The sequence below is a fragment of the Nesterenkonia lacusekhoensis genome, from assembly GCF_017876395.1.
GTDB classification, from domain to species: Bacteria; Actinomycetota; Actinomycetes; order Actinomycetales; family Micrococcaceae; genus Nesterenkonia; species Nesterenkonia lacusekhoensis.
In genome coordinates this window covers 2273576-2299628 of sequence record NZ_JAGINX010000001.1, presented here as the reverse complement: position 1 = coordinate 2299628, position 26053 = coordinate 2273576, and the positions used below count along the sequence as shown (strand labels likewise).

Sequence of the window (26053 nt, the reverse complement as noted above, 5' to 3'; positions counted from 1 at the left end):
CCGACGGTCAACCGAACCTTCAGCAGACCCACCATGTCCAGCAGCCGGGCCGGCCCGGTGCCGTTGCGCACCGGGGTCAGATCGATGATGACCGTGACGAAGTGACTGCCGCGGCCGGTGTGGCGCCAGCAGTGCTCATCAACGCCTAAGACCCTGACCCCGTCGAATCGGGCTGGGTCATTGATCAACAGTTTCGTTCCGGCGGTGAGCACGGCGTCATTGACCGTGTGCCAGGCGGCGCCGAGGCCGGCCGCGATCCGGGTGACTGACATGCGGTCGATCACCAATGATTTCAGCGCCCAGAGCACCGCGTGGCGGCTGAGTTTCGCTCGTGGTGCCGCGGTGCAGCTGGTGTCTTGGCGCCAGACTCGGGCGCAGTCAGCGCACCGGTATCGGCGCACTCGAACCACGAGTGTGGTGGGACGCCAGCCCAAGGGCACGTGCGCCAACTGGCGCACGACGGTGCCGATGGAGACGCCCTCGGCGCCGCAGTGCCGGCACCATGGGTCGTCTTCGCGGACGCGGCATTCCAACACGGCTCGGTGTTCTTCGAGGCGTTGGCCGGTGATGGTGAGTCCGAGCTGGTCGACCAGGCAGAAACTATCGATGTCAGGGGTGGTGAAAGTAGGCTTGGCCACGTCGAGGTCTTTCTAGATGGGCAGTGTGAGAACTTCCATCTTCGGAAGGCCTCGACGTCTATCCACCCACCGCCACGCCGACCCCGCCACTCGTCCCTGCTTCTACACCCTCAAACGCGAAGAGCCGGCATAGGTCTCTCCCGTGGGCTCATTGAGCTGCGTCATAACCTTGCCTCGATCGTTAACTACATCTTCTTCCCGACCTTGGCTGTCTGCGTGATGTACCTACTCCGGGACATGCCCCTTGGAGACACTGATTACTCTCTGGGCCAGTACGCAGTGCCTGGAATCATCTCCATGAACATCCTGTTCACGGGGCTGATGGGAATAGCATCCACGCTGATGCTTGAGCGCGAGGACGGGACCCTGCATCGGGCCCGGGCAATACCTCACGGTGCGATCGGATATTTCCTCGGGAAACTTATCAGCCAAGCGCTTCTGTGCCTGGTCACTTTCACCGTAGTTCTGGCTCTATCGATGATTCTGTTCGATGGGTTCGCGCTGCACAGGGCCAACTCGTTGCTCACTCTGAGCTGGGTGCTCCCTCTGGGAATCGTCGCTATGCTTCCCATCGGCGTGGTCCTCGGTTCCGCGTTGCGGCATCCCCGTCAGCTGAGCTTCGTCTCCCTGCTGCTGATGTGCCTCACTGCCGTGTCAGGCGTCTTCTATCCGTTGTCCCTCCAGTCGCCCATGCTGCAGCTCATTGGCCAGGCGTTTCCTCTCTACTGGCTAGGCCTCGGAGTGCGGGGGGCTATGCTCCCTGATGCGTTTGCGGCGGATGAGCTGGGGGAATCATGGCGTCTACTCGAGACCGCCGGCGTGCTGAGTCTCTGGGCAGTGGTCGGCAGCGCCTTGGCCGTCTACGTCCTGCGAAAGTCGTCGCGACGTGCTGTGGGAAGTCGTATGAAAGAGAGCAGCCCCTGACAGGAGAGCACTACCCGCGGGGCGGCCCCCTTAGCCAGGAATTTTCGGCCTCCCCGAGCTGCTCCGCGAAGGTAGGATCGTTCTGATGGGAACGCTCAGAGAGCCGGACTTCCCTCCATCTCAGGGACCGCGGAACGCCCGCCAAAGCGCCGAAGAGGGCACTGGCTGGCCGGCGACACGTGTTCGGCTGATCGATGCGCTCATCGTGGTGGTCGTCTTCGTCTACAACCTGCCCATCCAGTTCGCTTCCGTCCCTGGCGAGCTCTGGAGCGGAACCGGCGTGGTTCTTTCTCTGGCACTGTGCCTGCCTTACCTGTGGAGACTTCACCTCCCAGTGACAGTCTTCATCCTGACCTTCGCCGCAGCGCTCACACAGCTGGTGCTGGGAGTGGAGCTGTTGGTGGCGGACGTGATGCTGCTGCTGACCCTGTACAACGTGGCCTCGCGTACCAGGTGGACGGTCGCGGTCCCCTCGACTCTTGCGCTGATCGTGTGGTCGCTGATGGCCAGTGTCCCGCTGATCTCGAAGGGCTACCTCAGCATCGGTGAGTTGGGGGGTTCTCCTTCTCGCCGTCGTGTGGATCTGCACATGGGGTCTGCTGGTGGGCACACGCAGGAAGTACATGGAAGTGCTCCGGTCCCGGGCCGAGCAGCTGGAGCGTGAACGCGATGCTGAGGCCCGTGCTGCCGCCGCGAAGGAACGGGCGCGGATCGCCCGGGAGATCCATGATGTGGTCTCTCATAACGTCGGTGCGGTAGGGATCCTGGCAGACGGAGCAGCGACGAAAGTCGAGAGTGACCCGGAACAGGCGAGAACTGCGATGCTTCGGGTCCGGGACACCAGCCGCAAAGCTCTGGCTGAGATGCGCACGATGCTGGGGGTGCTGCGCAACGGCGAGGGCCCGGAGGAGGTTCCGCAGCCTGGTCTGGACCAGCTCGATGCTCTTGTGGCTGAGTTCCGTTCTTTGGGCGTTCCCGTTGAGCTCACGATCCTTGGCGAACGACCCGCGGAGATCACCTCAGGTGTCCAGCTCGCGGTCTACCGGGTGGTCCAGGAGTCCCTGACCAACGTCGGCAAGCACGCCGGCGAGGTCTCCCATGCAGAGGTGAGGATCACGTTCACACCGGATGAGGCGGAGATAGGGGTTGACGACGACGGCCGGGGATACGCGGATCATGCCGGACCAGGGGTCTCCGGCGGGCACGGGCTGGTCGGAATGCGTGAGCGAGTCCATGCCTACGGCGGCCGATTCGAGGCGGGGATGAGACCGGCAGGCGGATACCAGGTCAGAGCGTGGTTGCCTCTGGTGAGCAGAGAGGAGGAGCAGGTGTGAGCATCCGAGTGGTCCTGGTCGATGATCAGGAAATGGTCCGCACCGGATTCCGCATGGTGCTGGAGGACCAGGACGGCCTGGAGATCGTCGGGGAAGCCGAGGACGGGAAGGCCGCCGTGGAATTGGCGGCGCAGACACGGCCTGACGTGCTGCTCATGGATGTGCGGATGCCTCTGATGGACGGCGTGGAGGCGACACGTCGCATCTGCGGGACTGGAGAAAGGCCCCGGGTGCTGATCCTGACGACCTTCGACCTGGACGAGTACGTCTATGAAGGGCTGAAGGCTGGTGCCAGCGGGTTCCTGCTGAAGGATAGCCCGGTGGAGGAGATCGTCGCCGCGATCCGGCACATCCATGAAGGCGATGCCGTGGTGGCTCCACGCATCACACGTCGGCTGCTCCATCACTTCACCGCGGAGCCTTCATCCACTGCTGGGCCCCCGGACACTGGTTTCTTCGACCAGCTGACCCCGCGGGAGCACGAGGTGCTGCAGCTGGTCGCCAGGGGGCTCTCCAACGCTGAGATCGCCCAAGAACTGGTGCTCTCCGAGGGCACGGTGAAGATCCACGTGGGACGCATCCTGACCAAGCTCGACCTCCGGGACCGTGTCCAAGCGGTGGTGCTTGCCTATCAGAGCGGGTTCATCGCAGCTGCCTCGCCTCCTGAGTGAACCGTCCGACGGCACGTCCATCGTCTGAAGGCTCATGTATGCCTTGAGGCATACGGCGAAGATACGCCTGCGGCCAGACGTGCTGGTCAGTGTCCCGGCGCGACAGTGGAGGCATGAGCTTCGTCGTCTCCACTGATCACCTGAGCAAGCGCTACGGCGGCACCACCGTGGTCAACGACCTGAATCTGCGCATCCCGGAAGGATGCGTGTACGGGTTCCTGGGGCCCAACGGCTCCGGGAAGTCCACCACCATGAAGATGTTGCTCTCGCTGATCCGGCCCAGCAGCGGGACCATCGAAGTCTTCGGGGAACCGATGAGCCGGCACAGCCGACGCAGGCTGCTGGGCGGCATCGGCTCTCTGATCGAGTCCCCGCCAGGCTACGGGCACCTCACTGGCGCGGAGAACATGCGCGTGGTGCAGCGACTCCTGGGCCTCTCCGACCAGCAGATCTCCTTCGCAGTGGACACCGTGCGCCTCGGCGAGCAGATGAACAAGAAGGTCCGCAACTACTCGCTGGGCATGAAGCAGCGGCTCGGCATCGCCATGGCGCTGGCACGCCAGCCCCGGCTGCTGATCCTGGATGAGCCCACCAACGGCCTGGATCCTGCCGGCATCGACGAGATCAGGCATCTGCTGCGACGCCTTGCCGACGGAGGGGTCACCGTCATGGTCTCCAGCCACCTCCTCGGAGAGATCGACAAGACCGCCAACGTGTTGGGGATCCTCTCCGGCGGGCAGATGCTCTTCCAGGGAACCCGCGAAGAGCTCTTCACCGCCTCGATGCCGGATTTGAGGCTGAGCACTGCAGACCCTCGGCACACTCGTTCTCTGCTCAACAGCGCTACTGATGCTCACCTCGAGGGCGGCACCGTGAGGGTCTCCAGTCTGGACCATGCTGGTGCCTCACAGCTGATCAGGGACCTGGTAAACGCAGGCGATGAGATCTACGAGGCCCGGCGTGAAGAGCAGTCTCTGGAGGACGTGTTCATGCACCTCACCACAGGAGGCGGGCTGTGAAGACCTCCGCCCTGGCCACCGAGTTCGCCAAGACCAGACGGCTGCGTATGGGGCTGATCGCTGTCACCCTAGCGGTGGCTGTAACCGGCCTGACCATCGCCAGCGCAGCCACCAGTCCGGCATTCTCCACACCCCAGGACAGCTGGAGCGCTCTGCTGGCCGGGATGGGCCTGGCCTTCCCGATCGGTTCTCCGCTGCTGCTGGCTGTGCTGGCCAGCCGACAGGTCGACATCGAGCACCAGTCCAATGGGTGGATCCTCGCCCAGACCTCCGGTATCACCCCCGGAGCCCTGTGTCGGCTGAAACTGCTGACCACTGGCACCGGGGTCGTGCTGGCGACTGTCGCAGCAAGTCTCCTGGTGCTGGCTTTCGGCTTGTTGGTAGGCGGCGGAGGTGCACCGCCATGGGGGCTGTGGGCTGGTAACACGCTGTGCGTTGTCGTGGTGAATCTGGTGGTGCTGGGCCTGCACATTCTGCTGGCAGCCCAGATCCAGAATCAGCTGGTTGGTCTCGGGATCGGAGTGCTGGGCACGCTCCTCGGCGTCTTCGCCTCGGCGATGCCCTCGACTATCGCCCATGCGACTCCTTGGGGGTACTACTCCCTGGCGACCGTCGCCGAGTACCAGGGAGAAGAACTGATGCTCGGTCCCCCAGCAGGCTTCAGTATCGCTGCCCTGGCTGTGCTGGCCGCTGTCGCCTTCACCGCTGTCACTGCGTTCTTCGACCATAAGGAGGCATGATCATGCAGGCCCTCCGAGCTGAGCTCATCAAGCTCAAACGCTCCTTGAGCTGGACAGTGGTGACCCTGCTGCCGCTGATCATGGTGCTCTCCGGAGCAGTGAACACGCTCATGGCAGGCGAACAGCCAGACGATGGCTGGCACACCATGTGGCTGCGCTCAGCGGTCTTCTACGGGCTCTTCCCCCTGGCTGTCGGCATCGGGATCCTCGCCTCACTGGTCTGGCGCAGCGAGCATCAGGGCGGCAACTGGAACGCTCTGATGAGCGGTCCCACCTCGACCTGGCGCATCGTCACGGCAAAGGCCGCCTCCCTGGGCCTGCTCACCGCAGGAATGCAGGTCCTTCTGCTGGGCTCGGTCGTCGCCGTCGGGAAACTCGTCTTCGGGCTTCCCGGGATGCCGCCGGCGGAATACCTCGGCATCACTGCGTTGATCGCCGTGGCGTGCCTGCCGGTAGCAGTGCTGCAGTCCGGGCTATCGATGCTCTTCCGCTCATTCGCAGTTCCGATCGCAGTGGCCTTCACCGGAGCCGGGCTCGCGGTGGTCCTGCTGCTGGCCGAAATTCCCGGGGTTGTCTGGGTGTTCCCCTACGCGCTCATCGGACGGTCCACCCAGCTGGGCACCGGGACCTTCGCGGACTCCGGGGACATCAGCGCAGTCGATGTGCTCACCGTGTTGGGGGCATCAGGCCTGCTCACCTTCGCCCTGCTGGCCGTCTCTGTGGCTTGGTTGGAGCGAAAGGACCTCTGAGGCCAGGTGATGACCAGTGGATGAACGCAACGCAGAGACCGAGCGGGAGATCGCCGTCTTCCCACGCTGGAAGAGGACACCTCGAAGGCGGTTCAGAAGAGCGGCGCTGCCCGCCCTGATCCTCGCCGTCGTGTCGTTGGCTGTTCTTCCCTGCTACCTAAACGACTCCAGGTGGGCTCTGGTGGCGCTGTTACTGGCCGGCACCGGATTCGGACTCGTCGCCTGGTGCATCCACTCCTCCAGCGATGCCACAGGCATGGAAGTCCTCGCGCTGCTGGGCTCCATCGCCGTGCTCGGTCTGTACGCCGGCCTGGCAACTCTGACCTATCTCCCATGAGGGATATACCTCCCGCCCGTGTTCACAACGAAAGGTGGCCCGGATGCACCAACAGCTCGTGAGCTCGGTATTCATCGGACTGCTGCTCTCCGCAGTCCTCTTCCTGCCCCTGACCGCCTGGCACTATCGACGCTTCGGCCGCTTCGACGGCCTGAGACTCATCTGGTCCTGTGCTGGCTTCACCTACCTCACAGGGCTCATAGCTTTCACGATCTTCCCCCTGCCCAGCAGCGAACAGTGCACAGGTCAGATGACGCGACTGGTGCTCTCACCATGGCGTGTTCTCCAAGAAATCCAACAGATCCTCGCCTCCGAGGGTGTCATGGCGGCGCTGGCAAGCTGGACGCTGTGGGAGGCGGTGCTCAACGTCATTCTCTTCGTGCCCTTCGGGCTGATCGCCTGCAGAGTCTTCGAGGCTCCGCGCCCTGCAGTCTTCGTTGCCGCAGTGACCGCTTCGCTGGCGATTGAAGCAACGCAGTACACCGGGAACTGGGGGCTCGCGCCGTGCCCTTACCGAGTTGCCGACATCACCGACCTGCTGACCAACTCCTCCGGCGCGGCCCTGGGCATCCTGCTTGAACGAATCACCCCACGGCTGCTCAGCTCGAAGGAGCACCTTCTCGCGCACAGAGACAGAGCTCGCCCTGTGAACAGGGGCCGCCGACTTCTCGGGATGGTCCTCGACATGGTCTATATCGGCCTCGGTACGGCCGTAGGAGGAAGCTTCGGCGCAGTCGGGTACATGGCGCTCGAGTTCACTCCCGGCCATGCGCTGGTCCCCGAGCAGATGCTTCACCTCCAAGAGAGCATCACGGCGGGAGCTTGGACTGCATCCCTTCTGGTGATCATCCTCCCGGCGATGATGGGTAACGGGGCATCGCTCGGACAGCGCACCGTCTACCTCGCACCTGCTGATCTGAGAAGGAGGAAGCATGTTCTCCGTGCCTTCAACGTCCAGGGGGTACTGGTGTGCGCGTTATTCAACGGACTCCCCACAGTCCTGCTCGTGCCGTTCGGCATTGTGGCGGCATTCACGGCCGCGCTGATCATACCACGAGGCCTCAGCTACACGATCGCGGCCACGCCCATCTGCGACTCGAGGGCCGTAGACGCTGCTTCCCAGAGCTCAGCTGATCGTGAGATGACGGGGATCGGGCCAGGGGAGGCCGCGTCATGACTACGGTTGCCTCCCAGAACGGGGAGCCGGGCCCGACGTTGAGGCAGAAACAGTCCTTCTCCGCTCTCACTGCCCGGTCGGGGGCCTTTCACGCGCCCTTCGGTCCCTGGGCCTATGACTGCATGAAGCTGGTGGTCGTTCGCTCCGGAGCGGCCATCATCACTACCGAACTGGGTCCGGACTTGGTTCACGCGGGTGACTGTCTGCTCCTGAGCCCCGATGTCCTGTTCGGGGGCGAGCCAGAAGGGCTCTTCACCGCGACGACGATCTACGTAGATACCGACTACCTCGCCGATCAGGTGTTCTGGCAGTACTCCAACATCGTCAACGACCGGCTCGACGCGCTGGGGATGGCTGAGACTCTCTATGCAGAGCCGGTGCAGATCTTGAAGCTGGGCCCCGAAAGGGCAGGAGCCATGATGCCGTGGTTGGACGAACTGACGGTCCTCAGTGGCTCCGGGGGATTCCCGGAACACTTCCACCGGATGCAGGCGCTCTGGTCATCGATCATGGACGTTATAGCTCCACTCGTCAGCGTCAGTTCGGTGCGCCGCACGCCCACCCAAAGAGCTCGTTCCAGGCCCGTACTGCCGCGAGACAGAGTCCTCGCCCCGTCCAGGGACGAGGCTGTGAAAGTCCGGGAGATGCTCAGAGAGAACCCGCAGGAGCAGTGGACGCTGTGCAAGTTGGCAGAAACCATTCATCTCTCGCCGAAGCAGTTGTCCCGTATTTTCGCAGCGACCTATGGGAAGACTCCGTTGGCCTACCTGACGATGGTCAGGGTTGAAGAGATGGCGCGGCTTCTCCGGCAGAGGAACCTGCCTGTCGGAGAAGCCGGGAAACAAGTGGGGTGGAACAGTCGGAGCCGCGCCTGCCAGGCTTTTCGCGAGTGTACTGGGATGACTCCACAGCAGTACAGGAAGACTTGGTGCGTCAGAGTTTGATGGCCACTTCCCGGATTTAATATCCCGCATCCTTGGTTGGTCTACTGATAATCCGAGCAAGGGGATTCCATCATGTCAGAACAGTCCCGGAAGCTTTCGGCCGGTGGTCGTCGGAAGCGGTTGGCCCCGTCGGTGAAGTACGAGGTGTTCACCTTGGTGCTGACCAATCAGGCCACCCAGGCAGAGATCGCTGCCAAGTATGGTGTGGACCGGTCCACGATCAAGAAGATCTGCACCACTGCCAAGCAAGGAGCCATCGAAGCACTGGCAGGCAGCTCACGGGCTGCTGGAAGCGGAACGAGCAGCGATCATCGCCCTGGCCATCGCGGGGGAGCAGGTGGATCTGACTCACCGGAAGCTGGCCCACCGCGGCTCACGGCTGGGCACGGTGTATGTCTCTGAGTCCAGTGTCCTTTTTCGGCCTGCTCTTGGAAAAGCTGACATTGCGAACTCCAAGGACTACCGCATCCACGACCTCCGGCATGCCTTCGCCTCCGTGAACGCGAAGAACGGCATCGCGCCCAAGGAGCTTCAGAAGGTTCTCGGTCATAAGACTCTTGCCATCACCACTGACACGTACATGCACCCTTGCCAGGAGGACTTCGGTGGCTGACGAGCGTCTCTCGGCAAGGTGATGCGCCCCCTCCAGGAGGAGTAACCCGTACGCCGCTCCCTGCAGCTCGGGTGTACCCGGGGTGTACCGGAGACACCCGAGCACAAGAAAACCCCAGACTAGAAATTCTCTGACCTGGGGTTTCAGGGGTGGGCCCTGTGGGGATCGAACCCACGACCAGCGGATTAAAAGATCCCCTGAGTGGGTTCTGCTGGAATCGGCCGGTATCGATGGGTGTCGACTGACCTGGGATTTTACAGTTTCGCATGTCGGCGAGCGTCGGTCGGAAGCGGTGGATGTGGAGCAAAATGGCCACCACAATGGCCACCACAATGAGCGGCTCAGGGGTCCTTTGGGGAGCCACCTCCGAGGCTTTTGAATATGGGCACTAGGGTCGAGGGGCCTGGGGCAAGTCATCTTCAGGAACTAAACCAGGGGGGTCGAGCAGCAGCGCAAACCTCTTCAAGCTCAGACTCGCGACTGCCAACCAGCGGACCTCAGAATCAGGCACGCGTGCAACCGATGAGTCCCGTGGCACACAGGGCCATCCTTAGTAGCCTAGATGTAGGAGGGCAGGACGTTGGTGACGCGCCCCGGGACGAGGCTGGCAGGAGCTTGACCGTCTGCAGCTGAGTGGGGGCGGTGATGATTGTAGTGCTGAACCCAGACTTTCATCGCTTCTCCTCGGGCCGACTCGGAGTCGTAGGTCCTCGCATAGAGGCATTCCTCGGCCAGAATCCGCTGATATCGCTCGACCTTGCCGTTATGCCGCGGCGTGTAGGGCCTGATCCGCTGATGGATCCCGCCGAGGTTGTTCACCGCCTGCGTGAAGTCGCCGGCAGCGAAGTTCACCCCGTTATCGGTGACCACCCGGCCCAGCCGGGTGATGCCTTCGGCGGCGAAGAATGCTCTGGCCTTGTTCAAGAACTCCACCGCGGTGGCGGCCTTCTCGTCTTGCATCACCTCGGTGTAGGCAAGGCGGGTGTATCCATCGACTGCCGAGTACAGGTAGGTGTAGCCGCCGATCTTGTGCCCCTGCTTCTTCGCGGCGCTCTTCGACCGGCTGGCGGCGCGAGCGGCCTCGGAGTCTCGGCCGTGGGCGAACCAGCCACCGCCCTCGGGGATCCGGCCGGCCTTCTTCACATCCAGGTGCACCATCGCCCCAGGTGCGGTGGCGGTGATCGTGCCGGGCTGCCGGTTGGACTCACCGCCCGGGTCGAGGTGGCGACGCTTATTGATGCCCAGGTGCTTGAACCAGCGGCCCACGGTGCGTGGGTGGATGCCGAAGCCGTGCTCGTGCTCAAGCTCGACGGCGATGCGGGAGGCCGCCCACTTATGCTCCCGGCGCCAGGTCTCGATCAGCTCCACCACCCAGTCCGGGGTGGTATCCGGCGATGCCTGCGGCCGCGACGAGCGATCGTGGAGGCCGTCCTCGCCCTGGTGCTGGTAGCGCTGGTGCCATTTCGACAGGCAGGCTCTCGAGACTCCGGCTTCAGCCGCGACATGGGCCAACGGTCGTCCGTTTTGGATACGGCCGATGAGGCGGAGGCGTCCTTGCGGGGTCAGTGGCGCGTTATCGTGGGACATCGAGGAGCAGGTTCTCTTTCGCTGATGACGGTTGTTTCGCGATTACCCATCATGCCGCGAGAAGGACCTGCTCCTCTTCTATGCCTGGCCCCGGGGAGGTGTAAACAACGTCAGGCCCCGCAACACCTAGAACCATGTTTCGAATGCCGTCCCGGCGCGGTGGACGACGGGCCGCCGAGGGCCATCCACACGACTCACCCACGCCCGTCAGCTCGCCCGAACCGAACCCGGACCACGCATGGAAGACACTCGCATTGATGAACGAGTGGATTCGCCACTCGGATGCAAAGGCCGGCGTAACGCTGGCCTTCACTGGGGTGATGGCAACGACGACGTTCAACCTCGCAAAGGACTTTACTCCTCGGACTGCGCTGTTCGACACTCTCGTTGTCATCGCCTGCTTCTTGCTTCTCATCACCGGCGCTATGTGCGGATGGACGCTAACACCGAGAGTGAAGGACAAGGATGCAGATCGGGGCACGATCAACAGGCTTTTCTTCGCCAGCATCGATCGAAATTTCAGGGGCAAGCGACAGGAGTACAGCGAGGCGCTCCATACACTGACCTCTGATCCTGTTGAGCTGACGAAAGATCTCGCTGACCAGATACATGTCAATGCTCGGATTGCCACGGTAAAAGCAACCGCTGCAAAGTGGGCCATCCGGTGCGCTCTCGCCGCAGGAGCCGCGATCGCAGTCCTGGCCCTCGTTGTCGGCACCACGAACAGCTAGGACGCAAATGGACGGCAACTACAGACCATATGACTGGACGGCCAGCTCGGCCCGGATCAAAGCGATCCTGGATCAGCCGGCGGGAGCGTACGAAGAGGTAGACGGGCTCCCTGACCGGGACAAGCTCACGTTCTCCAACGGCTTCTACGGCATGTGCTCGGCGATCTTCATTGACATCCGAGACTCGTCCGGCCTGACGTCGAAGCACAAAAGGCCCGTCCTTGCGAAGATCTACCGGTCGTTCATCTCGGAAATGGTCGCAGTCCTAAATTCCGACTCCAATGTGCGCGAGGTGAATATCGTCGGCGACTGCGTGTGGGCCTCCTACAAGACGACGCAGGTCAACCACATCGACGATGTGTTCGCTACCGCAGCGCAGGCCAATACCCTCCTGAAGCTCCTCAACCACCACTACGAGAAGGAAGGGATCACCCAACTCAGCATCGGCATAGGCGTCGAGTACGGGCGGGTCCTCATGATCAAGGCGGGGTACAACGGCAGCACGATCAACGACGTCGTGTACATGGGCGACGTCGTCAACAGGGCAGCCCATCTGGCGCACCTGGCGGGGCGCGGTTGGGGATCGAGCCCGATCGTCGTCGGCGACGTCTTCTACTCGAACCTGAACGAGAACAACCAAGGCCTACTTCGACCGCAGCGGACGTCCCGCATCGGAACCGTGTACCAGGGAAATCCCATCATCCCGCCGATGGACGAGTGGATCAGCTCCCTCAGTTGACATCCGGCGTTAGACCGACCACCAGAACGTCGACCCGTAGATCTGATAGCCCATGTCAGAGGTCCCCAGGTCAGTCCACATGTTCCGCTTCGGATCGCCCCCGAGCTTCGAGGTCTCATTCAGCCTGCTGTAGACGTCGGCGGTGATGTAGGTCGGGTAACGAGGATCGAGCGCGGCCAGCTTCGCCGCATTGTTTGCCGCTTTCCCAACCCACACCAAGTCATTGCTGCCTCTGGCATGACCCCCTAATTTCGGTCCACGAGTTATGAGAGTCGCACTAGCGCCCGACGCTCCGGGCAGGAAAACTGGTGTGACCATGACAAGCAAGAGAAGACGCCATACCCCGGAACAGATCATCCGGAAGCTCCAAGACGCTGAGAAGCTCCAGGCAGAAGGCCACGACGTCGCCGCCACCGCCCGCGAACTGGGAGTCACCGAGGCCACCTACTACCGGTGGAAGAACCAATACGGCGGGCTCAAAGCCGAAGACGCCAAACGGCTGAAGGAACTTCAGAAGCAAAACGACCGGCTCAAGAAGCTCCTGGCCGAGGCGGAGCTGGAGAAGGCCGCGCTGAAGGAGCTGGCGGAGGGAAACTTCTAAGCCCGGACCGGCGCCGAGCAGCTGCGCGACACCTGATGGCCACCATGGGCATCAGTGAACGCAGAGCCACCGCGCTGGCCGGGCTTGCCCGATCCGCCTTCCGCCGGGCACTGAAGTCTGAGAACGCTGGTGATCCTGATGCTGGGCTGCGGGCCTGGCTACGGGCTTATGCAAAGGACCACCCGCGCTGGGGCTACCGGCGGGCCTATCATGATGCCCGAGCCGAGGGCTGGGCGGTCAACCATAAGAAGGTCCAGCGGCTCTGGCGTGAAGAGGGCCTGCGGGTTCCGGTGAGACGTCGACGCAAACGCGTGGGGTCCTCCACCGCGGAAGCCCCGCAGGCGGACGCGCCGAATGTGGTGTGGGCGGTGGACTTCCAATTCGACGCCGATGAGACGGGCCGGGCGATCAAGATCGCCTCGATCGTCGATGAGCACACTCGCGAATGCCTGGGCGGGATCGTGGCCCGCAGCATCACCGGTGATGACCTCACCGCCCACCTCGACGCTATCGCCGCTGACCGGGGGCTTCCAGAGGTCCTACGGTGTGACAACGGCCCGGAGCTGATCTGCCACGCGATGGCCGACTGGGCCGGGGAGGTCACGGGGATCCACTACATCCCGCCGGGTGCGCCGTGGCGCAATGGGTACGTGGAGTCCTTCAACAGCAGGATCCGGGATGAGTGCCTGAACATCACCAGCTTCTGGTCTTTGACCCATGCTCGGGTGATCATCACGGATTGGAAGAAGGAATACAACACCATCCGGCGCCACTCAGCGCTCGGGTACCGCAGCCCGGCTGAGTATGCTGAAATCTGTACCCATTGAAGAAACCGCGGCCCGCATAACGCGTGGACCTACTTCCGGGGGCAACCCACCTCGAATGCCTGTTCGGGCGACGAAAAGCTTCGAGGTATCGATGCCAACCCGCTGCTTGAGCACGAAGGTGCTCTTCGGGTACTTCTCGGCGATCTTCGCTGCCACAATTTTCTTCGATGCCCAGTTGATCTGCAGCCCACACTTCGCGGCGTCGGTGTTCTTCGAGTCCCCGATGAACACACCCATGACACGGTCCCCGTCGTAGGCCGTGATGATGCCGCCCCGCGCTCGAATGATCTTCGCTGCACAGTAGAGATAGCTCTTGTAGACCTCCGCAGCGAACCAGTCCTTATGTCCCTTGACCATCTTCGTCGACGACGCAAGATCCGCGTAGAGGACGGTTGCGTCGAGCTCGACAGCAAGGTTCTTCAGCGGAAGGTCATCGGCGTCGGGCACTTTCTGGCCTGCGCGACGCTCCCACTGCTCGTCGACGGTTTTCTGGACGTACGCATTCAGATCATCTTTCAGACTCATATCACGGCATCTCCTCTGCGCGCCCATTCGTTGGCATGGTCAACCTGGCTACTGCACTGTAAGGAAGTCTTAATAATGCCAGGGTTTTCATGTAACCAGTGTTGCTGTCACCCCCTCCCGAGCCGTAGGTTGCTTCAGTTGGGAATTATGTTCCAGAACCTTTCGTGGTGCCAGTCTGCTGGGAACCCCATCGCTTGTTGAGGGACAGCTGTGACTTTTGAGTTTAAATGGCGGGGTTCTTCAGACGCTTCGTGGCGGGCCGGGGTCAGGTGACGCCGATGACCAGGGTGCTTTGGGCGGCTTCGATGACGTCGTTGGTGATGGTGTCGAGTTCGTTGATCTTCAGCACGCGCTGGATCTGGGGGATGAGGCGTTCGAACAGTCGGAAGTTGCCGCGGGTGACACGCGCGATGGCGGCGATGGCTTGGGCGTCGGTGAAGTCTTCGGGGTCGAGGGTCTTGCCGAGGGAGCGCCAGTGTCGTTGCAGGACGAACAACAGTTCGTCTTGGCCCAGGGGTCGGTATTGATGGGCGAACCCGACCCGGCTGTAGAACTGGGGGTAGTGGCTGAACTGCTTCTCCAGTCCGGGCATGCCGATCAGGATCAGTGCGATGTCGTCTCGGTCGTAGCGGTCGCGCAGCAGTTCCAGGGCGGCGGGGCGAAGCCGTTCGGCCTCGTCGACGATGATCAGCTCGACGTAGTTCCTGCTGCGGCGCCATCCCCAGGTCTCGGGCGTGACGTCGCCGTGCGGCGCGAGGTGCTGTTCGATGCAGATGTTGGTGCGGGTGATGGCCTGGTTGAGCTCATCCTTCAGGGTCCGCGGGGTGGTCAGCACGCTGGGGGTGTAGAGCACGGTGCGGCTCCGGTTCAGGGCGGCGTAGATCTTGGCGTCATCGTCGGAGCGCGGCCCCCAGTAGGTCAGCAGATCGTGGGCCTTGTCCCAGTGCGCGTAGCGGCGCGCCGAGAGCGTCTTGCCCACTCCGGCCGGTCCGAAACACAGGCCGATGGTGTGGCCGCGGCGCACGGCGTCGGCGAACTCGGTGAAGCGGCGGTGTTCTTTGGTGACGATGAAGCGCTGGCTCACCTCAGGTCCTCCTTGTAGACCTTCAACTTCCGTTTCGGCGTCTGCGCCGCCGCTGGGTCCTCCGCGGGAGGTGGTGTCTCGGTGGTGTGTGCGGCCACGCCAGCGATGCGTTCGTTGATGCCGGCCCGTAGTGCCCGGCGTCTCGCGTTGCGAGCGGCCTGGATCTCTTTGAGGCTGACCTTCTGGTCGTGGTGCTCCTGGTTGACGGCCTTGCAGAGGAACTCGTCGTGGTCGAAGACGCGGATCTCGGTGATGTCGCGAGGGTCGTAACGGATCACGACCGACTGTCCGACGTAGCCGGCCAGGGTCGGGGAGACGTAGCGCAGGCCCTGGAATCGGATGCCATCGCGGCGCACGACGCGGGTCTTGGCCACGGTCAGCAACAGTCCGTCGAGAGCTTCCAGGCTCTCGGGCATGCGGGGCAGCCAGCCCTCGGCGATCCACGCGCTGCGCGGGGAGGTGCCGATCTCGCTGTGCGTGCGGTCGTTGTAGGTGGCCACGAACCTTTCGACGGCGGTGTCGAGCTCGGCCAGGGACAGTGTCGGTGTTGGCCAGGGCTGGCCTTCGCCGATGTATCCGGGCAGGTCGGCCAGCAGCTCGGTGTTGACGGTGCCGAAGAACCGCTCGATCTTGCCCCGGCCCTGGGGGCGGGCGACGGTGGAATGGATCAGCCGGATGTGGAGGTCGACGGCGGTGCCGGCGAGCTGGTGGCTGATGAAGTCGCTGCCGTGATCGACGTAGAGCACGTCCGGTAGGCCGCACATCGGCCAGGCCGGGTCGGCCTTGTGCCAGATCGCCTGCCGCAGCGCCAGCGCGGTGTTCATCGCCGACGGTGCGCCCAGGAAGACGGTATAGCCGCAGATCGCTCGGGAGCAGTCATCGAGGATGGTCGTCAACCACGGCCGGGCAGGCTTGCCATCGGTGCCGACTACCAGGATGTCGAGCATCGTGTGATCGGACTGCCACATCGCGTTGGGCCACTCCGCCTGCCGGCGCAGCACCAGCTCGTGCTTGTCGCGGTAGGACGCCGCGCCTTCCAGGGCGAGGGTGACCATGCCCGGGTCCAGGGCGCGCACGATCTCCCACACCACCGAATAGGACGGGACCGGCCACCCGTGGATGCCGCAGATGCCGGTGACCTTGCGATGGATCGTGGCGATAGCCGGCCGCGGCTTGCTCAGCGCCAGACCCTCGATCACGTGGACGAGATCGGTCGGCAAGCGGTGGGTGCCGGCGTCCATTCGCGGGGCCGTCTCCAGGCCCGCGTAGCCGTCGGTCCGGTAGCGGGCGTGCCAGCGCTCCAGGGTCCGCAGCCCGACGCCGGACTCGCGGGCCAGACGCGCGAGCGGAACCTCGTCCTCCACGTGGAGCCGGAGAATGCGCCACCGCGCCGCAGCGTCCATCGCCGCGCACCTACTGCACGACGCTCTCGCGGCCACGCTGCGCGCGCTCCAGGGCACGGTAGACCGTGGAGCGGCCGACGCTGAACAGCTCGGCCAGCTCGCCGACGGTGTGCTCCTTGGCGGCATGCAGTTGGACGAGGTGAGCCTCCTGGCGGGGATTGAGTTTCGGAGACTTCCCTCGCAGTCGGCCCTTGGCCTTGGCGACCTTCATCCCCTCGCGGGTGCGGGCACGGATGAGGTCAGCTTCGAACTCGGCGACCATTGCCAGCACGTTGAACAACAGCTTGCCCATCGGGTCCGTCGGGTCATACACCGACCCGGCGATGCTGAGTTTCACCTCGCGGGACGCGAGGTCATCGGCAATCTCGTGAGCATCCCGTACGGAACGTGCCAACCGGTCGAGCTTGGTGACCACGAAGGTATCGCCATCCCGGCACGCCGCTAGCGCCTGCCGCAGACCGCCACGGTCGGCGTTGCGTCCCGTGAGCCCGTGATCGACATAGATGCGCTTGGGATCGACCCCGAGGTCAGCGAGACCGTCGCGCTGCGCAGTGAGGTCCTGCTCGTCGGTGGAGACCCGGGCATAACCGATCTTCATCGGAGACATGCTCCCCAGTGTGTCATATAAGGACCCGTCACCGAACAGTTCACCGGACGGGTCTTACGGGACACCCCGCCAGGCATGCTGCCGGGCTCCCATGTCGGGAGTGGGTGTGTCCGGTCGAGGTTGGCTCACCGGACACCCGAGAGCTCTGTTTAGGGAGGCCTCTCTGCACATCCTGGCAGTGGGCCCAAGCGAGACTAGGCCGCGCGCCGCGACAGAGTGCATGCCCAGCTTATCTTCAGTTTTTGATCAGTTTATATGTGACTGATATAACAATTGTGTTAACTCTCTGTTGAGCTGGTGACAGGAATCTACGGCGTTAGTAGCATCCAACAGACAAGGAGATTCCTTGTGAGTGATTATTGATTTAATTAATTATAAGTAGTTCTGGGGGTTCTCAGAGATGAGTATCAAAAGAAGATTCGCAACTATCCTTGCCATGACTGGTTTGCTGGCCACTTCTACGCTGGCCGTTGCGCCAGCAGCAACAGCCAATGCGGAGCCGCTAGACGAAATCGACGATATCTCTGTCGTCGCTGAGGAGGTTATCGAGCAGGCTCAAGCTGAAGACCCCGAAGGTTTTGAGAATAGAACTGACTTGGTTTTGAACACTGAATCCTTCCAAAGTCTCCCCGGAGAGGCATCTCTGAACGATCGCGCTGCAGATGCCGAAGTCCTTGCCGCCACTGTGGAGGATGAGCAAGTTCTTACCGGCCTGATGGAGATGCTGGACGCCGGAGTTATCACTCCTGAAACAACCGAGGACGGGGAAGACTACTGGCACGTCCACGAGGACAAAGTGGAAGAGCTCCAAGTCGGCACAGACGGAGCCACGACAGCCTCGATGCCTCAGTGCCCAGCAGCTTGGACCGCCGCACTGAGCTGGATCAGCATTAACGGAGGAAAGTGTGCCCTGTTCGGACCTAAGGCAGCTGTTGCCTGCGCGATTGGCTACGGCATTGCCGGTGAAATCATTGACTACAACCGCGCTTGCAACTAATCACTAGAGGAGCTGACCCGCAATGAAGCACAAGATCCTCGTCTTCGGATCAGCTGGGCTGTGCCTGTTCACGCTGGGGCTCTTGGATAATCCTTGGAACTACGGCATCGCCGTGGTGTTCGGAGCGCTGTTCTACTTAGGTATAGAAATGACCGTCAAACAGGAGGGCGATGAAGCAATCAACGACGACAAGTCAAGGTACGCGCTGATCGGAGTCATTGCTATCTCTTTCATGGTTATACCGTGGTTCGATTGGTCAGGAGAAATGGTCCTTGCGCTGGCCGTCATCTCCCTAGCTTTTGCATCTCTGTCACTGTGGGCAATTTCCCCATCGCGGAATGTTGTCCCTCAGGGATAGAGTCTTCGCACTCCTAAAACTGAATCCACTGATGGGTCTTCTTCCGGGTGGCTGAACTATTGAACTGCGGGTAGTGAGCTACGGGTAGTGCCCCGGCCACGCTCTGGTCTGTTCCACTTGGAGTTTCCGGGTTTCCTTTGATCCCGGTCTGAGCGTCCTTTAGGGCTGGATGATGAGCATCTAATCACCGCCTGTGGTGGACACAGGGCGGCTGCCCAGAGCCTGCCGAAGGCTTCGGCCCGTATCCATTCCGTGGGCAGGTGCAGGATCAGTCGCCGTGCTCGGTGACCGATGGGCTTACGGGACATGGAAGCATCGCGTTGACCCGTGGGAGTCGGGGTGTGCTCGTGAAACGATGTGCTTATCGGCGGAACTCCGTAGCCGTGTGGTTAGACCTCAAAGTGTATGGAGGCGGAATGCAGATTGTTGGCACACGATCCGAGAACATGGATTTGGAAGAGTTCTTGACCAGGCCCTTGTTCGCCCACCTCGCCACGTCTTCCGAGGAGGGGGCGCGTGACGTTCCCCTGTGGTTCCTGTGGGAGAGCGATGCGCTATGGTTCATCGTCGTGGTTTCCGAGAACACCTTCCAACAGCGTGTGCAACAGGACGCCCGAACTGCTGTGGGAATCGTTGACTTCGACGTGGAAAATGGCCTGGTCCAACATGTCAGCTTCAGAGGCCGAGCAACAGTGGAGCCATGGGATTTCGAGAGGGCAAAGCGGGTCCTTGCGAAGTATCTGGGCAACGATATGGCGAAGTGGGACCAGGAGAGGTTCGTTGACGGACTGAACCAGCCGGACGACTGGCTATTCGTCCGGTTTGAGCCCGAGACCGCAATGATACGGGACCAATCATATTTTCCTTCGTGAACGCAGTCCGGTTTACCGATCCCGAACTGGCAGCCTGGAAGCGTTGGTTCATTCGCTCTTGAGGGTGGTGAGGATTGATGCCACGCTGGGCGGTTTCTGGTCGAAGAGGGCTTGGAGCTGGTAGCCATCGGCTGTGGCGGCCAAGTGGGAGGCACGTTTAGCGGGGAAGTGCTCTAACAGCTTGTTGCGCAGGGCACCTACTGTGTGGGCGCTGATCTGTTGGAAGTCGGGGTCACGCAGTCCCAGTAGGTAGAGCTCGTAGGAGACCACTGTCAGGGATCGACCGGTAGTGATCTGATGGTGAATCAGTTCAGCGAGCTGTTCCAACAGGGCATCGCCGCCGGTGTCTTGATAGTCCCAGTCGGCGATCTGGGCAGTTCGCCGGCCCAGCAGCTGTTGGCTGGCTTGGAGCAGCAAACCCTTCACCGAGTCGAAGTAGTAGGAGACTGACCCGACCGGCACCTCAGCTCGGGTAGCGACTGAGCGGGCGGTCACCGAGGCGATTCCGGTCTCCTTCAGCAGCTCCATGGTGACTGCCAGGATTCGTTGACGGCGCTGTGGGTCGTTCGGTGTGTTTCTAGGCCGGGCCATGCTCGGTGTCTTTCTGCGGGGTTTGTCGTCGGGTGTTGATCATCGTCACACCACAGATCACCAGCAGCACTCCCAGCCAGGACCACAGTGTCATGGTCTCGTCGAAGATCCACACGCTGAACAGCACCACCCCGGTGGTGCCTGCCCCGGTCCAGATGATGTAGACCAGGCTCATCGGCAGCACCTTCAGCGCCAGAGAGAGCACGAGAATCGTCAGCACATAGCAGGCCACGGCGATCACAGCAGGCACCGGGAGGGTGAAGCCCTCTGAGGCGCGCAGCGCCAGGGTGCCTACCACTTCCAGGGCGACGGTGGCCCATACATAGGCCCAGCCTCGCCACAGGTCGCGGATGCTCAGCTGCCTGGTCATGACAGTGCGGTCCCCAGCATTGCCACACCGATCAAGGTCACCAGCATCCCGGTCCGCTGAAACCATGTGGTGGAGACCTTGTAGGCCCATGTGTCGATGGCCAGCAGGATCACTGCCGCACTTCCGGTCCAGACCGCATAGACCACGCCCATGGGAAGATGCAGCACCAGCTGGGCCAGCAGCACGGTGGCTATGCCGTAGGCCCCGACTGCGCCGAGTGTGTAGCCCCACCGGCGCAGCCCCTGCGAAGCTCGGGTGCACAGTGTGCCGGTCACCCCGGAAGCAATCGCGGCCACGAGCATCAGAAGAGCCATACTCTTAATCTATGGACAGATGTACATAGTAGTCAAGGCGTGCAGATCGAAGGAACATCAGCCAGGGGGTTCCTCCTCCACCGTCGGAAAAGTCAGCTGCCCCGTAAGCCGATCGCTCAACGGGCGCCGTCTCCGAGGAGGAACTCCCACTCCCGTCGCAGGAGCCCATTGCGGACATCGAACACGTCAACCGAGACGTTCCCGTGGTTGTCGATCAGCTCTGTGACGATCAAACCCGCGTCGTTGCGAAGTGAACGGCGAAGCGTGAACTCTGCATCAGGAGCAGACTCGTAGGTCGCCTCGAGGCGGTTCATGTAAGCATCTCGTCCGTGAACGACGGACGTCGTCCCGGATCCAATCAGTGTCCATTCGACCTCGGGGTGGAGAAGCGCACGAAATGTTGTCCAGTCGCGCGCGTTCTCGGCGGCAAACAGTTCATCGAGTACGTCATTCATAGCGCCCAGTCTGCATCTTTTTCTGGAGGGCTCACTGGATAGGCCCGTACATCCTGTGGAGGGATCGTTTATCGGAACAGCAGCAGGTGGTCTGGGTCGCCCACGCTCTGATTACCGCAGGAAGGGGAAGTTCCCTTCGAGCAGCCCCGTCCGACAGCACGCTTTGGTTATGACGACGAATCGAGTTCTGTCGGGGTAGCGACCATGTAGCAGGATAGACACATGACCGAGATACGGCCCGCAAGGGCTACTGACGCTGAGGATATGGCCGAGGTGCAGAACGCGATCTATCGCGCAGGCCTGCGGGCGAGCCCGGTCGACGTCGCGCTGGTTCGCGAGCGTTACCTCGACATGGAGTATGGGGTCGCGTGCACCGTCGCCGAGCAGCAGGGCCAGGTTGTCGGTTTCCAGTCGCTCAAGCGGGCGTGGCCAGGGAACCCATACGACGTGGCTGAGGGGTGGGGGATCATCGGCACGCACATCCACCCTGACGCTGGTCGAAGCGGATTAGGTCGCCGCCTCTTTGCCGCGTCTCTGACAGCGGCAAAGGCCGCCGGGCTGAAGCATATCGACGCGAGCATCGGCGTCGACAACTCGCCTGCCCTGGCCTACTACTCGGCCATCGGCTTCAGGCCGTACCGGGAGGGCACCGACACCATCCCACACCGCTTCGACGTCTAACAGCTGATCGCCGGGAAACCACGACGATCGAACCATCACAGCCCGTGGAAGAGCCCCTAGCGTCATCCCGCTGAACGATCCCCAACTGGCACAGCCTCGGTGCCCACATGACCGTCGAGGGCACTCTTCGGAGGGGCACCGTAAGCCGTTCCCCAACTGGCACGGCCTCCAGCGTTAGGGTGTGCGGTGACGTGCTGTGAGAAGTGTCGGGATGATGATGACCAGTTGCATGGAGATGACGGCCACGATCAGCGGCAGAACACCGGGCACTTCCCACGGACCCAGTTGCACAAGCATCAAGATCAGCACCGTGGCTGCGAATACCCAGGACACCAGCCGGTACGCTGTGGCGTAGATCGTCCCGCGAATCTGATTTTGTCGCTCATCAAGGACAGCTGGGGAGAGCTCTTCTATCCCCCTGGTGGAGGATTTAAGGGCTCCAAGGATGATGACCAGCCCGACCACCAGTCCTGCGAGGATGGCCCAGAACGCCGCGGTTGGGAGGAATCCGGCGGCCGCGAGGGTGAAGGTGACCGCCTCTAGTGCCAGGATTCCAAGCAGCGCGGCAGACAACAGAGCTCGCCGCTGTGGTGTTCGCAGTCCTTCAAAAGTGGGGTCATCCAGAGTGGCGGCTCGTCGTTGCTGGCGGGTGAGGCTCTGGGTCATCGATGTTTCCTCCTCAGTCACATGTCCTACGGGGTAAAGCTGCGCCGGTACTTCTGATCAGTTCTTGTAGATCTGGTCTGCCATGCTGGCGAAAGGGCGCAGTGAAAAGACCGCATTGATGGGAACTTTCAGCACCTCAGCGATACGAAGAGCAAGCACAAGGCTGGGACTGTACTCGCCTCGCTCCAGGGAGCCGATGGTTTGATAATGCACCCCGACGGCCTCAGCCAGCTGCTTGCGGCTGAGGCCCCGTTCAGTTCGCACCACGGGAACACGAGAGTAAAACTGCGGCACACCAGACTCTTTACCCTGCTCCATGTAGTAAATATACAACGATAAGTAGTCACAGAGCAAAATTGTGTCGCTCTTATGACATCCCTTCGCTGCTCTTGGGGTCAAGGCGCTGTCCGCGTAAGCCGTCGTTCCGTAAAGCGATCAGCCACCGGGACGCCGCCGCTGCTCTGACACTGTGGTATCGAACTCGTGGGGATGATTAGACTCGAAGTCGATGACCGAGAACGAGCATAAGCACCGCACAGATGCGGTCGACGAGGACAATGAAGTAGACGAGGATAAGGAACGGGTTCGCCGTCAATCTTCCGGCGACATGGGGACCGTCTGGTGGTTTATCGCGGCGACCTTTGCCTTCATCCTGCCGGAGAACTTCGGTGCAGGTGAGACCATTCAGAGTATCGGCTGGTGGAGCGGCATCGTCTTAATGCTGATCGGTGCAGTGTTTTTCGTCAGGGACTTGAGACGGAAACGGTGAGCCACGGCTGGTCCACCCGTGCTCCGTTATGGGGCCATGACCGGTCAAGGGTCTGCCACCTCCGAATATGAACCAAGGAGATACAGTGAAGCAGTTCTCACTACACCACAACGGCATGGAACTGTTGGTGGAGTTCGACGAGGCAGCAGTGTTCTGGCATCGGGTGCGGCTGATCGTCAATCACGAGGTTGCTGACCAACGTAGTCTCTTTCTGGGTACGACACGGCTGCGGGCCACGCATCCGCGTCCTTTGGCGGTTGATGCCAGGGTGGGTCTCTTCGGGCCAAAGAGCGTTCTACTTCGCGACAGGGCGGAAACAAGTGTCTTCACCAAAGAGAAATAAGACCTTGGCCCTGGAAGCTGCTGACGACATCAGAGTGCCAGTTAGGGATCGGCAATCGGACTCGATCTTGCCGCGTTGACCTTCGGTGGAGCAGGCTGGGTGTATGGATGAGGATCTGCAGGCCATGACGCGAGACGAGCTGCTGGCTGAGGTGGTGAAGCTTCGCACCGCGGTGCGTGAGCATCGCGACAGTTCTGGGCATGACTTGTGCTGGCATCATCCCGATCTTTGGGGGACCCTGCCCGAACAGGTCGATCCAGACATTGCCGTCCCGCCCTGGCCGAAGTTCATGCGCGGATGCGTTGCGTACCGGCAGTCGCTCGATGAGCAAGCTGCCGAGGTTAGGATCCACGATGCCGAGTTCGACGAAAGGAGGTGAAACCATGCCGCTGATCACCCATCGAGGGGCGACGCCTCAGGTTCACCCCGATGCCTACATTGCGCCGAACGCGGTGGTGTGCGGGGACGTCCACATCGGCGCTGAGGCCCGCGTGTTGTTCGGTGCCGTCGTCACGGCTGAGGACGGCCGCGTCACCATTGGCCACCGGTGCGTGATCAGGGAGAACGCGCTGATACGCGGACGCGGCATCCACCCGGTCGAGATCGGCGACAATGTGCTGATCGGTCCGCACGCCCACGTCAACGGCGCCAATATCGGTGAAGAGTGCTTTCTGGCCACCGGTTGCTCGCTGTTCCCAGGGAGCCGGCTCGCTGCTCGGGTCGAGGTCCGCATCAACGGCGTCGTGCACGCCAACACGGCACTGCCCGCCGATGCCACGGTGCCGATCGCCTGGGTCGCCGTTGGCGACCCAGCCCAGGTTCTATCTCCGGACCAGCACGAGAAGATCTGGGCGATCCAGCGCGACCTCGACTTCGAAGGCACGGTCTACGGCGCAACCGACGACACCTCATTCGCCGACGTTATGGCTCAGCAAGCCCAATGGTACGGCCGCCATCGCGGCGACCAGGTCGCCGACGAGCGTTTGAGATAAGTGGTCGCGCGAGTGTGATTATCGCGTCCCGCAAACGGACCCCCTTGTGGTCCTGCGAAGCTCATCCGGTTCCGTCACTCGCGGCAATGTGCCGCCACGGAGCATCTGAAGAACCCCGCCATATTGCGGACGAAGTCACAGGACAGCCTGGTAGTCCGAAACCAGGTCATAGAGACGTTGTGACCACGTGGGGTCTGAGGCGGTGGTCAGTAACAGTGATTGGATGGCGGAAAGTCCTGGATATATGCGGATGGGACCGTGCCGGGGGTCGGTGATCTTCCATTGAGATCGCGGCCAAGGAACGGACTTGCTCTTTGGAGCCGTGGGTGCGACGCCGAGAACTACGTTCCATAAGCGGCCATGGTGGGCGCCGATGTTTCGGAACCGCAGAAAAGTCCTCAACCACGATGTCAACACTGGTCCGGGGGTGCCGAGCTGGCGGGCGATGCGGTTCGAGTCTTCACGCTGCTGGAGGTTGTCATAGAGCGACTTCACCTGTCCGAAGGTGAGCCCCTCCATCATGATCCATGAGGGAGGGAAGTCCGGTTCGCCATATGTGACCAAGTAATGCTCTAAGGCAGACCGGTAATTGTGTACGTCGCCGGGGTCTTCAGGCCGGCCTTCGAGCTGACGTCGGCTACGTTCACTTACCTGATCCAGAAATTCAGAGTGCCGAGCCAAATCTCGGAAATACGACGGTTCGGTGTACCAGAAGGCGTTCTGATGCTTCAGTGACATTTCGTCAGTCACGGCGGCCCGCAACCTGACCTCAATGTGCTCCAGCGCATCCAGGACGAGGAGCCGGAGCTGGCGGTCAAACGAGTAGAGGCTCATCACATCTTCGAATGTTGCCCCTGGCTTGAAGTCATGATTATCACGACCACGTTGGAATGGGACCATGTAGGCGGAGAGGCGGTAATAGCCGATGTTGCTGATCTGCTGGGCTGCCTGAGCTTCGTCTGTGATGGCAAGTCCACGGCTTCTGAGCAGATCCACTAACGCAGATGAGCTCAGGGGCGGCTTCTCGAAGCGTCTGCTTCCGCGGGCACGGGGCATTCGTCGCTTCGCCATGTCCTGAGTCTAGTCAGGCGGGAAAGAAAAATCCCCCAAGTTGCGCTTCTCCGAGAGGCGTGGAGGATATGATGACTCTATTCTACATGAGATCCAGCTGGCCGCTCGAACCGCGCTGATTTGAGCGGCCAACCTGATGCGGTGGGCCCTGAGGGGCTCGAACCCTCGACCTGCGGATTAACTTCCCACTTCGACTTTCGCCGCCGCCCCGGAGGGCGTTCGTGGTCTGGACTGTCCCTTCACCGTAGCTTGCGCCGTAGGTGCCACCCGTCCAGTCTCTACACCTTCCGAGACGTGGTCTCGGCTTGGCTCGGGATTGCCATC

At 61.9% G+C, this 26053-nt stretch carries 35 protein-coding genes and 1 pseudogene; 23 read left to right on the top strand and 13 right to left on the bottom strand.

The features are described from left to right. Nucleotides 1-29: 29 nt before the first annotated feature. Nucleotides 30-638: pseudogene (locus JOF45_RS10880) on the bottom strand (transposase family protein); the annotation flags it as partial. On the opposite strand from JOF45_RS10880, the gene JOF45_RS10875 reads away from it, so the two are divergent. The 12 genes from JOF45_RS10875 to JOF45_RS10825 all read left to right on the top strand — a co-directional run bounded on the left by JOF45_RS10875 (nucleotide 543) and on the right by JOF45_RS10825 (nucleotide 9146). Then, nucleotides 543-1562 (top strand): ABC transporter permease, encoded by a 1020-nt coding sequence (locus tag JOF45_RS10875; protein ID WP_342591472.1) that lies wholly within the window; start codon nucleotides 543-545, stop codon nucleotides 1560-1562. The pseudogene JOF45_RS10880 and the gene JOF45_RS10875 overlap by 96 nt on opposite strands. Before the next feature lie 85 nt (nucleotides 1563-1647). Then, entirely contained in the window at nucleotides 1648-2226 is a 579-nt protein-coding gene (locus JOF45_RS10870) for a DUF7134 domain-containing protein (protein ID WP_210049779.1), read from the top strand. Beyond that, nucleotides 2186-2896, top strand: a complete 711-nt coding sequence (locus tag JOF45_RS10865) for a sensor histidine kinase (RefSeq protein ID WP_210049777.1) — start codon at nucleotides 2186-2188, stop codon at nucleotides 2894-2896. Before JOF45_RS10870 ends, JOF45_RS10865 begins: the two co-directional genes overlap by 41 nt. Beyond that, nucleotides 2893-3567: a response regulator gene (locus JOF45_RS10860; protein ID WP_210049775.1), complete on the top strand. Its 675-nt coding sequence runs from the start codon at nucleotides 2893-2895 to the stop codon at nucleotides 3565-3567. The genes JOF45_RS10865 and JOF45_RS10860 overlap by 4 nt, the downstream gene beginning before the upstream one ends. Nucleotides 3568-3680: 113 nt before the next feature. After that, nucleotides 3681-4586 (top strand): ABC transporter ATP-binding protein, encoded by a 906-nt coding sequence (locus tag JOF45_RS10855; RefSeq protein ID WP_210049773.1) that lies wholly within the window; start codon nucleotides 3681-3683, stop codon nucleotides 4584-4586. Further along, nucleotides 4583-5326 (top strand): ABC transporter permease, encoded by a 744-nt coding sequence (locus JOF45_RS10850; RefSeq protein WP_210049772.1) that lies wholly within the window; start codon nucleotides 4583-4585, stop codon nucleotides 5324-5326. The genes JOF45_RS10855 and JOF45_RS10850 overlap by 4 nt, the downstream gene beginning before the upstream one ends. Nucleotides 5327-5328: 2 nt before the next feature. Further along, entirely contained in the window at nucleotides 5329-6075 is a 747-nt protein-coding gene (locus JOF45_RS10845) for an ABC transporter permease (protein ID WP_210049771.1), read from the top strand. A gap of 16 nt (nucleotides 6076-6091) precedes the next feature. Next, nucleotides 6092-6412: a hypothetical protein gene (locus JOF45_RS10840; RefSeq protein WP_210049769.1), complete on the top strand. Its 321-nt coding sequence runs from the start codon at nucleotides 6092-6094 to the stop codon at nucleotides 6410-6412. A 43-nt stretch (nucleotides 6413-6455) separates the two neighbouring features. Continuing rightward, nucleotides 6456-7589 (top strand): VanZ family protein, encoded by a 1134-nt coding sequence (locus JOF45_RS10835; protein ID WP_210049767.1) that lies wholly within the window; start codon nucleotides 6456-6458, stop codon nucleotides 7587-7589. Beyond that, nucleotides 7586-8533, top strand: a complete 948-nt coding sequence (locus JOF45_RS10830; protein WP_245324210.1) for a helix-turn-helix transcriptional regulator — start codon at nucleotides 7586-7588, stop codon at nucleotides 8531-8533. Before JOF45_RS10835 ends, JOF45_RS10830 begins: the two co-directional genes overlap by 4 nt. A 72-nt stretch (nucleotides 8534-8605) precedes the next feature. Beyond that, nucleotides 8606-8935 (top strand): helix-turn-helix domain-containing protein, encoded by a 330-nt coding sequence (locus JOF45_RS13785; protein ID WP_378578434.1) that lies wholly within the window; start codon nucleotides 8606-8608, stop codon nucleotides 8933-8935. Further along, nucleotides 8871-9146 (top strand): tyrosine-type recombinase/integrase, encoded by a 276-nt coding sequence (locus JOF45_RS10825; protein ID WP_378578431.1) that lies wholly within the window; start codon nucleotides 8871-8873, stop codon nucleotides 9144-9146. Before JOF45_RS13785 ends, JOF45_RS10825 begins: the two co-directional genes overlap by 65 nt. Nucleotides 9147-9704: 558 nt before the next feature. Here the strand turns inward: JOF45_RS10825 and JOF45_RS10820 are convergent. After that, nucleotides 9705-10733 carry an IS481 family transposase gene (locus JOF45_RS10820; RefSeq protein ID WP_210049762.1) on the bottom strand — a complete coding sequence of 343 codons (1029 nt, stop codon included), beginning with the start codon at nucleotides 10731-10733 and terminating at the stop codon, nucleotides 9705-9707. A 134-nt stretch (nucleotides 10734-10867) separates the two neighbouring features. On the opposite strand from JOF45_RS10820, the gene JOF45_RS10815 reads away from it, so the two are divergent. From JOF45_RS10815 to JOF45_RS10805, 3 genes are all read left to right on the top strand, one after another. Beyond that, nucleotides 10868-11464 (top strand): Pycsar system effector family protein, encoded by a 597-nt coding sequence (locus JOF45_RS10815; RefSeq protein ID WP_483428761.1) that lies wholly within the window; start codon nucleotides 10868-10870, stop codon nucleotides 11462-11464. Between the two features lie 7 nt (nucleotides 11465-11471). Next, nucleotides 11472-12203, top strand: a complete 732-nt coding sequence (locus tag JOF45_RS10810; protein WP_210049758.1) for an adenylate/guanylate cyclase domain-containing protein — start codon at nucleotides 11472-11474, stop codon at nucleotides 12201-12203. A 316-nt stretch (nucleotides 12204-12519) separates the two neighbouring features. Further along, nucleotides 12520-13631 (top strand): IS3 family transposase gene (locus JOF45_RS10805; protein WP_210051256.1). Its coding sequence is split into 2 segments (ribosomal slippage): nucleotides 12520-12790 and nucleotides 12790-13631, totalling 1113 coding nucleotides; the frame shifts between segments, so codons are not numbered across the junction. Here the strand turns inward: JOF45_RS10805 and JOF45_RS10800 are convergent. The 4 genes from JOF45_RS10800 to JOF45_RS10785 all read right to left on the bottom strand — a co-directional run bounded on the left by JOF45_RS10800 (nucleotide 13578) and on the right by JOF45_RS10785 (nucleotide 17250). Next, complete coding sequence (locus JOF45_RS10800) at nucleotides 13578-14156, bottom strand: adenylate/guanylate cyclase domain-containing protein (protein ID WP_210049756.1); 579 nt, start codon at nucleotides 14154-14156, stop codon at nucleotides 13578-13580. The two genes, JOF45_RS10805 and JOF45_RS10800, sit on opposite strands and share 54 nt — an antisense overlap. Nucleotides 14157-14421: 265 nt before the next feature. Then, on the bottom strand, nucleotides 14422-15240 hold the full coding sequence (locus JOF45_RS10795) for an AAA family ATPase (protein WP_210049753.1): 819 nt from the start codon (nucleotides 15238-15240) through the stop codon (nucleotides 14422-14424). Beyond that, entirely contained in the window at nucleotides 15237-16643 is a 1407-nt protein-coding gene (locus JOF45_RS10790; protein WP_210049751.1) for a Mu transposase C-terminal domain-containing protein, read from the bottom strand. The genes JOF45_RS10795 and JOF45_RS10790 overlap by 4 nt, the downstream gene beginning before the upstream one ends. A 10-nt stretch (nucleotides 16644-16653) precedes the next feature. Further along, on the bottom strand, nucleotides 16654-17250 hold the full coding sequence (locus JOF45_RS10785; protein ID WP_210049749.1) for a recombinase family protein: 597 nt from the start codon (nucleotides 17248-17250) through the stop codon (nucleotides 16654-16656). Between the two features lie 436 nt (nucleotides 17251-17686). On the opposite strand from JOF45_RS10785, the gene JOF45_RS10780 reads away from it, so the two are divergent. From JOF45_RS10780 to JOF45_RS10770, 3 genes are all read left to right on the top strand, one after another. Next, nucleotides 17687-18247: a hypothetical protein gene (locus JOF45_RS10780; protein ID WP_210049747.1), complete on the top strand. Its 561-nt coding sequence runs from the start codon at nucleotides 17687-17689 to the stop codon at nucleotides 18245-18247. A 22-nt stretch (nucleotides 18248-18269) separates the two neighbouring features. After that, complete coding sequence (locus JOF45_RS10775) at nucleotides 18270-18605, top strand: hypothetical protein (RefSeq protein WP_210049745.1); 336 nt, start codon at nucleotides 18270-18272, stop codon at nucleotides 18603-18605. Nucleotides 18606-19051: 446 nt separating this feature from the next. Further along, the gene (locus tag JOF45_RS10770) at nucleotides 19052-19477 is read left to right on the top strand and encodes a pyridoxamine 5'-phosphate oxidase family protein (RefSeq protein ID WP_210049743.1); all 426 of its coding nucleotides are present in this window, start codon (nucleotides 19052-19054) and stop codon (nucleotides 19475-19477) included. Between the two features lie 48 nt (nucleotides 19478-19525). Here the strand turns inward: JOF45_RS10770 and JOF45_RS10765 are convergent, their stop codons facing one another. The 4 genes from JOF45_RS10765 to JOF45_RS10750 form a co-directional block, all read right to left on the bottom strand. Continuing rightward, nucleotides 19526-20068, bottom strand: a complete 543-nt coding sequence (locus JOF45_RS10765; protein ID WP_281069679.1) for a TetR/AcrR family transcriptional regulator — start codon at nucleotides 20066-20068, stop codon at nucleotides 19526-19528. Next, nucleotides 20055-20438 carry a DMT family transporter gene (locus JOF45_RS10760; protein ID WP_210049737.1) on the bottom strand — a complete coding sequence of 128 codons (384 nt, stop codon included), beginning with the start codon at nucleotides 20436-20438 and terminating at the stop codon, nucleotides 20055-20057. Before JOF45_RS10760 ends, JOF45_RS10765 begins: the two co-directional genes overlap by 14 nt. Then, nucleotides 20435-20752, bottom strand: coding sequence for a DMT family transporter (locus tag JOF45_RS10755; RefSeq protein WP_210049735.1), 318 nt, complete (start codon nucleotides 20750-20752; stop codon nucleotides 20435-20437). The genes JOF45_RS10760 and JOF45_RS10755 overlap by 4 nt, the downstream gene beginning before the upstream one ends. 116 nt (nucleotides 20753-20868) lie before the next feature. Further along, entirely contained in the window at nucleotides 20869-21207 is a 339-nt protein-coding gene (locus tag JOF45_RS10750) for a nuclear transport factor 2 family protein (protein WP_210049734.1), read from the bottom strand. Between the two features lie 222 nt (nucleotides 21208-21429). Here JOF45_RS10750 and JOF45_RS10745 point away from each other — a divergent pair, with 222 nt between their 5' ends. Then, nucleotides 21430-21888 carry a GNAT family N-acetyltransferase gene (locus JOF45_RS10745; protein WP_210049732.1) on the top strand — a complete coding sequence of 153 codons (459 nt, stop codon included), beginning with the start codon at nucleotides 21430-21432 and terminating at the stop codon, nucleotides 21886-21888. Between the two features lie 174 nt (nucleotides 21889-22062). On the opposite strand, the gene JOF45_RS10740 is transcribed toward JOF45_RS10745, so the two are convergent. Further along, on the bottom strand, nucleotides 22063-22554 hold the full coding sequence (locus tag JOF45_RS10740; protein ID WP_210049730.1) for a hypothetical protein: 492 nt from the start codon (nucleotides 22552-22554) through the stop codon (nucleotides 22063-22065). Between the two features lie 57 nt (nucleotides 22555-22611). After that, nucleotides 22612-22872, bottom strand: a complete 261-nt coding sequence (locus JOF45_RS10735; RefSeq protein WP_210049727.1) for a helix-turn-helix transcriptional regulator — start codon at nucleotides 22870-22872, stop codon at nucleotides 22612-22614. Nucleotides 22873-23062: 190 nt separating this feature from the next. Between JOF45_RS10735 and JOF45_RS10730 the strand changes: the two genes are divergently transcribed. The 4 genes from JOF45_RS10730 (at nucleotide 23063) to JOF45_RS10715 (ending at nucleotide 24658) form a co-directional block, all read left to right on the top strand. Continuing rightward, nucleotides 23063-23323 carry a hypothetical protein gene (locus JOF45_RS10730; RefSeq protein ID WP_210049724.1) on the top strand — a complete coding sequence of 87 codons (261 nt, stop codon included), beginning with the start codon at nucleotides 23063-23065 and terminating at the stop codon, nucleotides 23321-23323. A gap of 85 nt (nucleotides 23324-23408) precedes the next feature. After that, nucleotides 23409-23666 carry a hypothetical protein gene (locus JOF45_RS10725; protein ID WP_210049722.1) on the top strand — a complete coding sequence of 86 codons (258 nt, stop codon included), beginning with the start codon at nucleotides 23409-23411 and terminating at the stop codon, nucleotides 23664-23666. A 103-nt stretch (nucleotides 23667-23769) separates the two neighbouring features. Continuing rightward, nucleotides 23770-24045, top strand: coding sequence for a hypothetical protein (locus tag JOF45_RS10720; RefSeq protein WP_210049720.1), 276 nt, complete (start codon nucleotides 23770-23772; stop codon nucleotides 24043-24045). A gap of 4 nt (nucleotides 24046-24049) precedes the next feature. Beyond that, complete coding sequence (locus tag JOF45_RS10715) at nucleotides 24050-24658, top strand: gamma carbonic anhydrase family protein (RefSeq protein ID WP_210049718.1); 609 nt, start codon at nucleotides 24050-24052, stop codon at nucleotides 24656-24658. Nucleotides 24659-24793: 135 nt separating this feature from the next. Here JOF45_RS10715 and JOF45_RS10710 read toward each other — a convergent pair whose 3' ends face one another. Beyond that, a complete protein-coding gene (locus JOF45_RS10710) occupies nucleotides 24794-25729 on the bottom strand; it encodes an Abi family protein (RefSeq protein ID WP_210049716.1) in 936 nt (311 codons plus the stop codon). Nucleotides 25730-26053 lie beyond the last annotated feature (324 nt).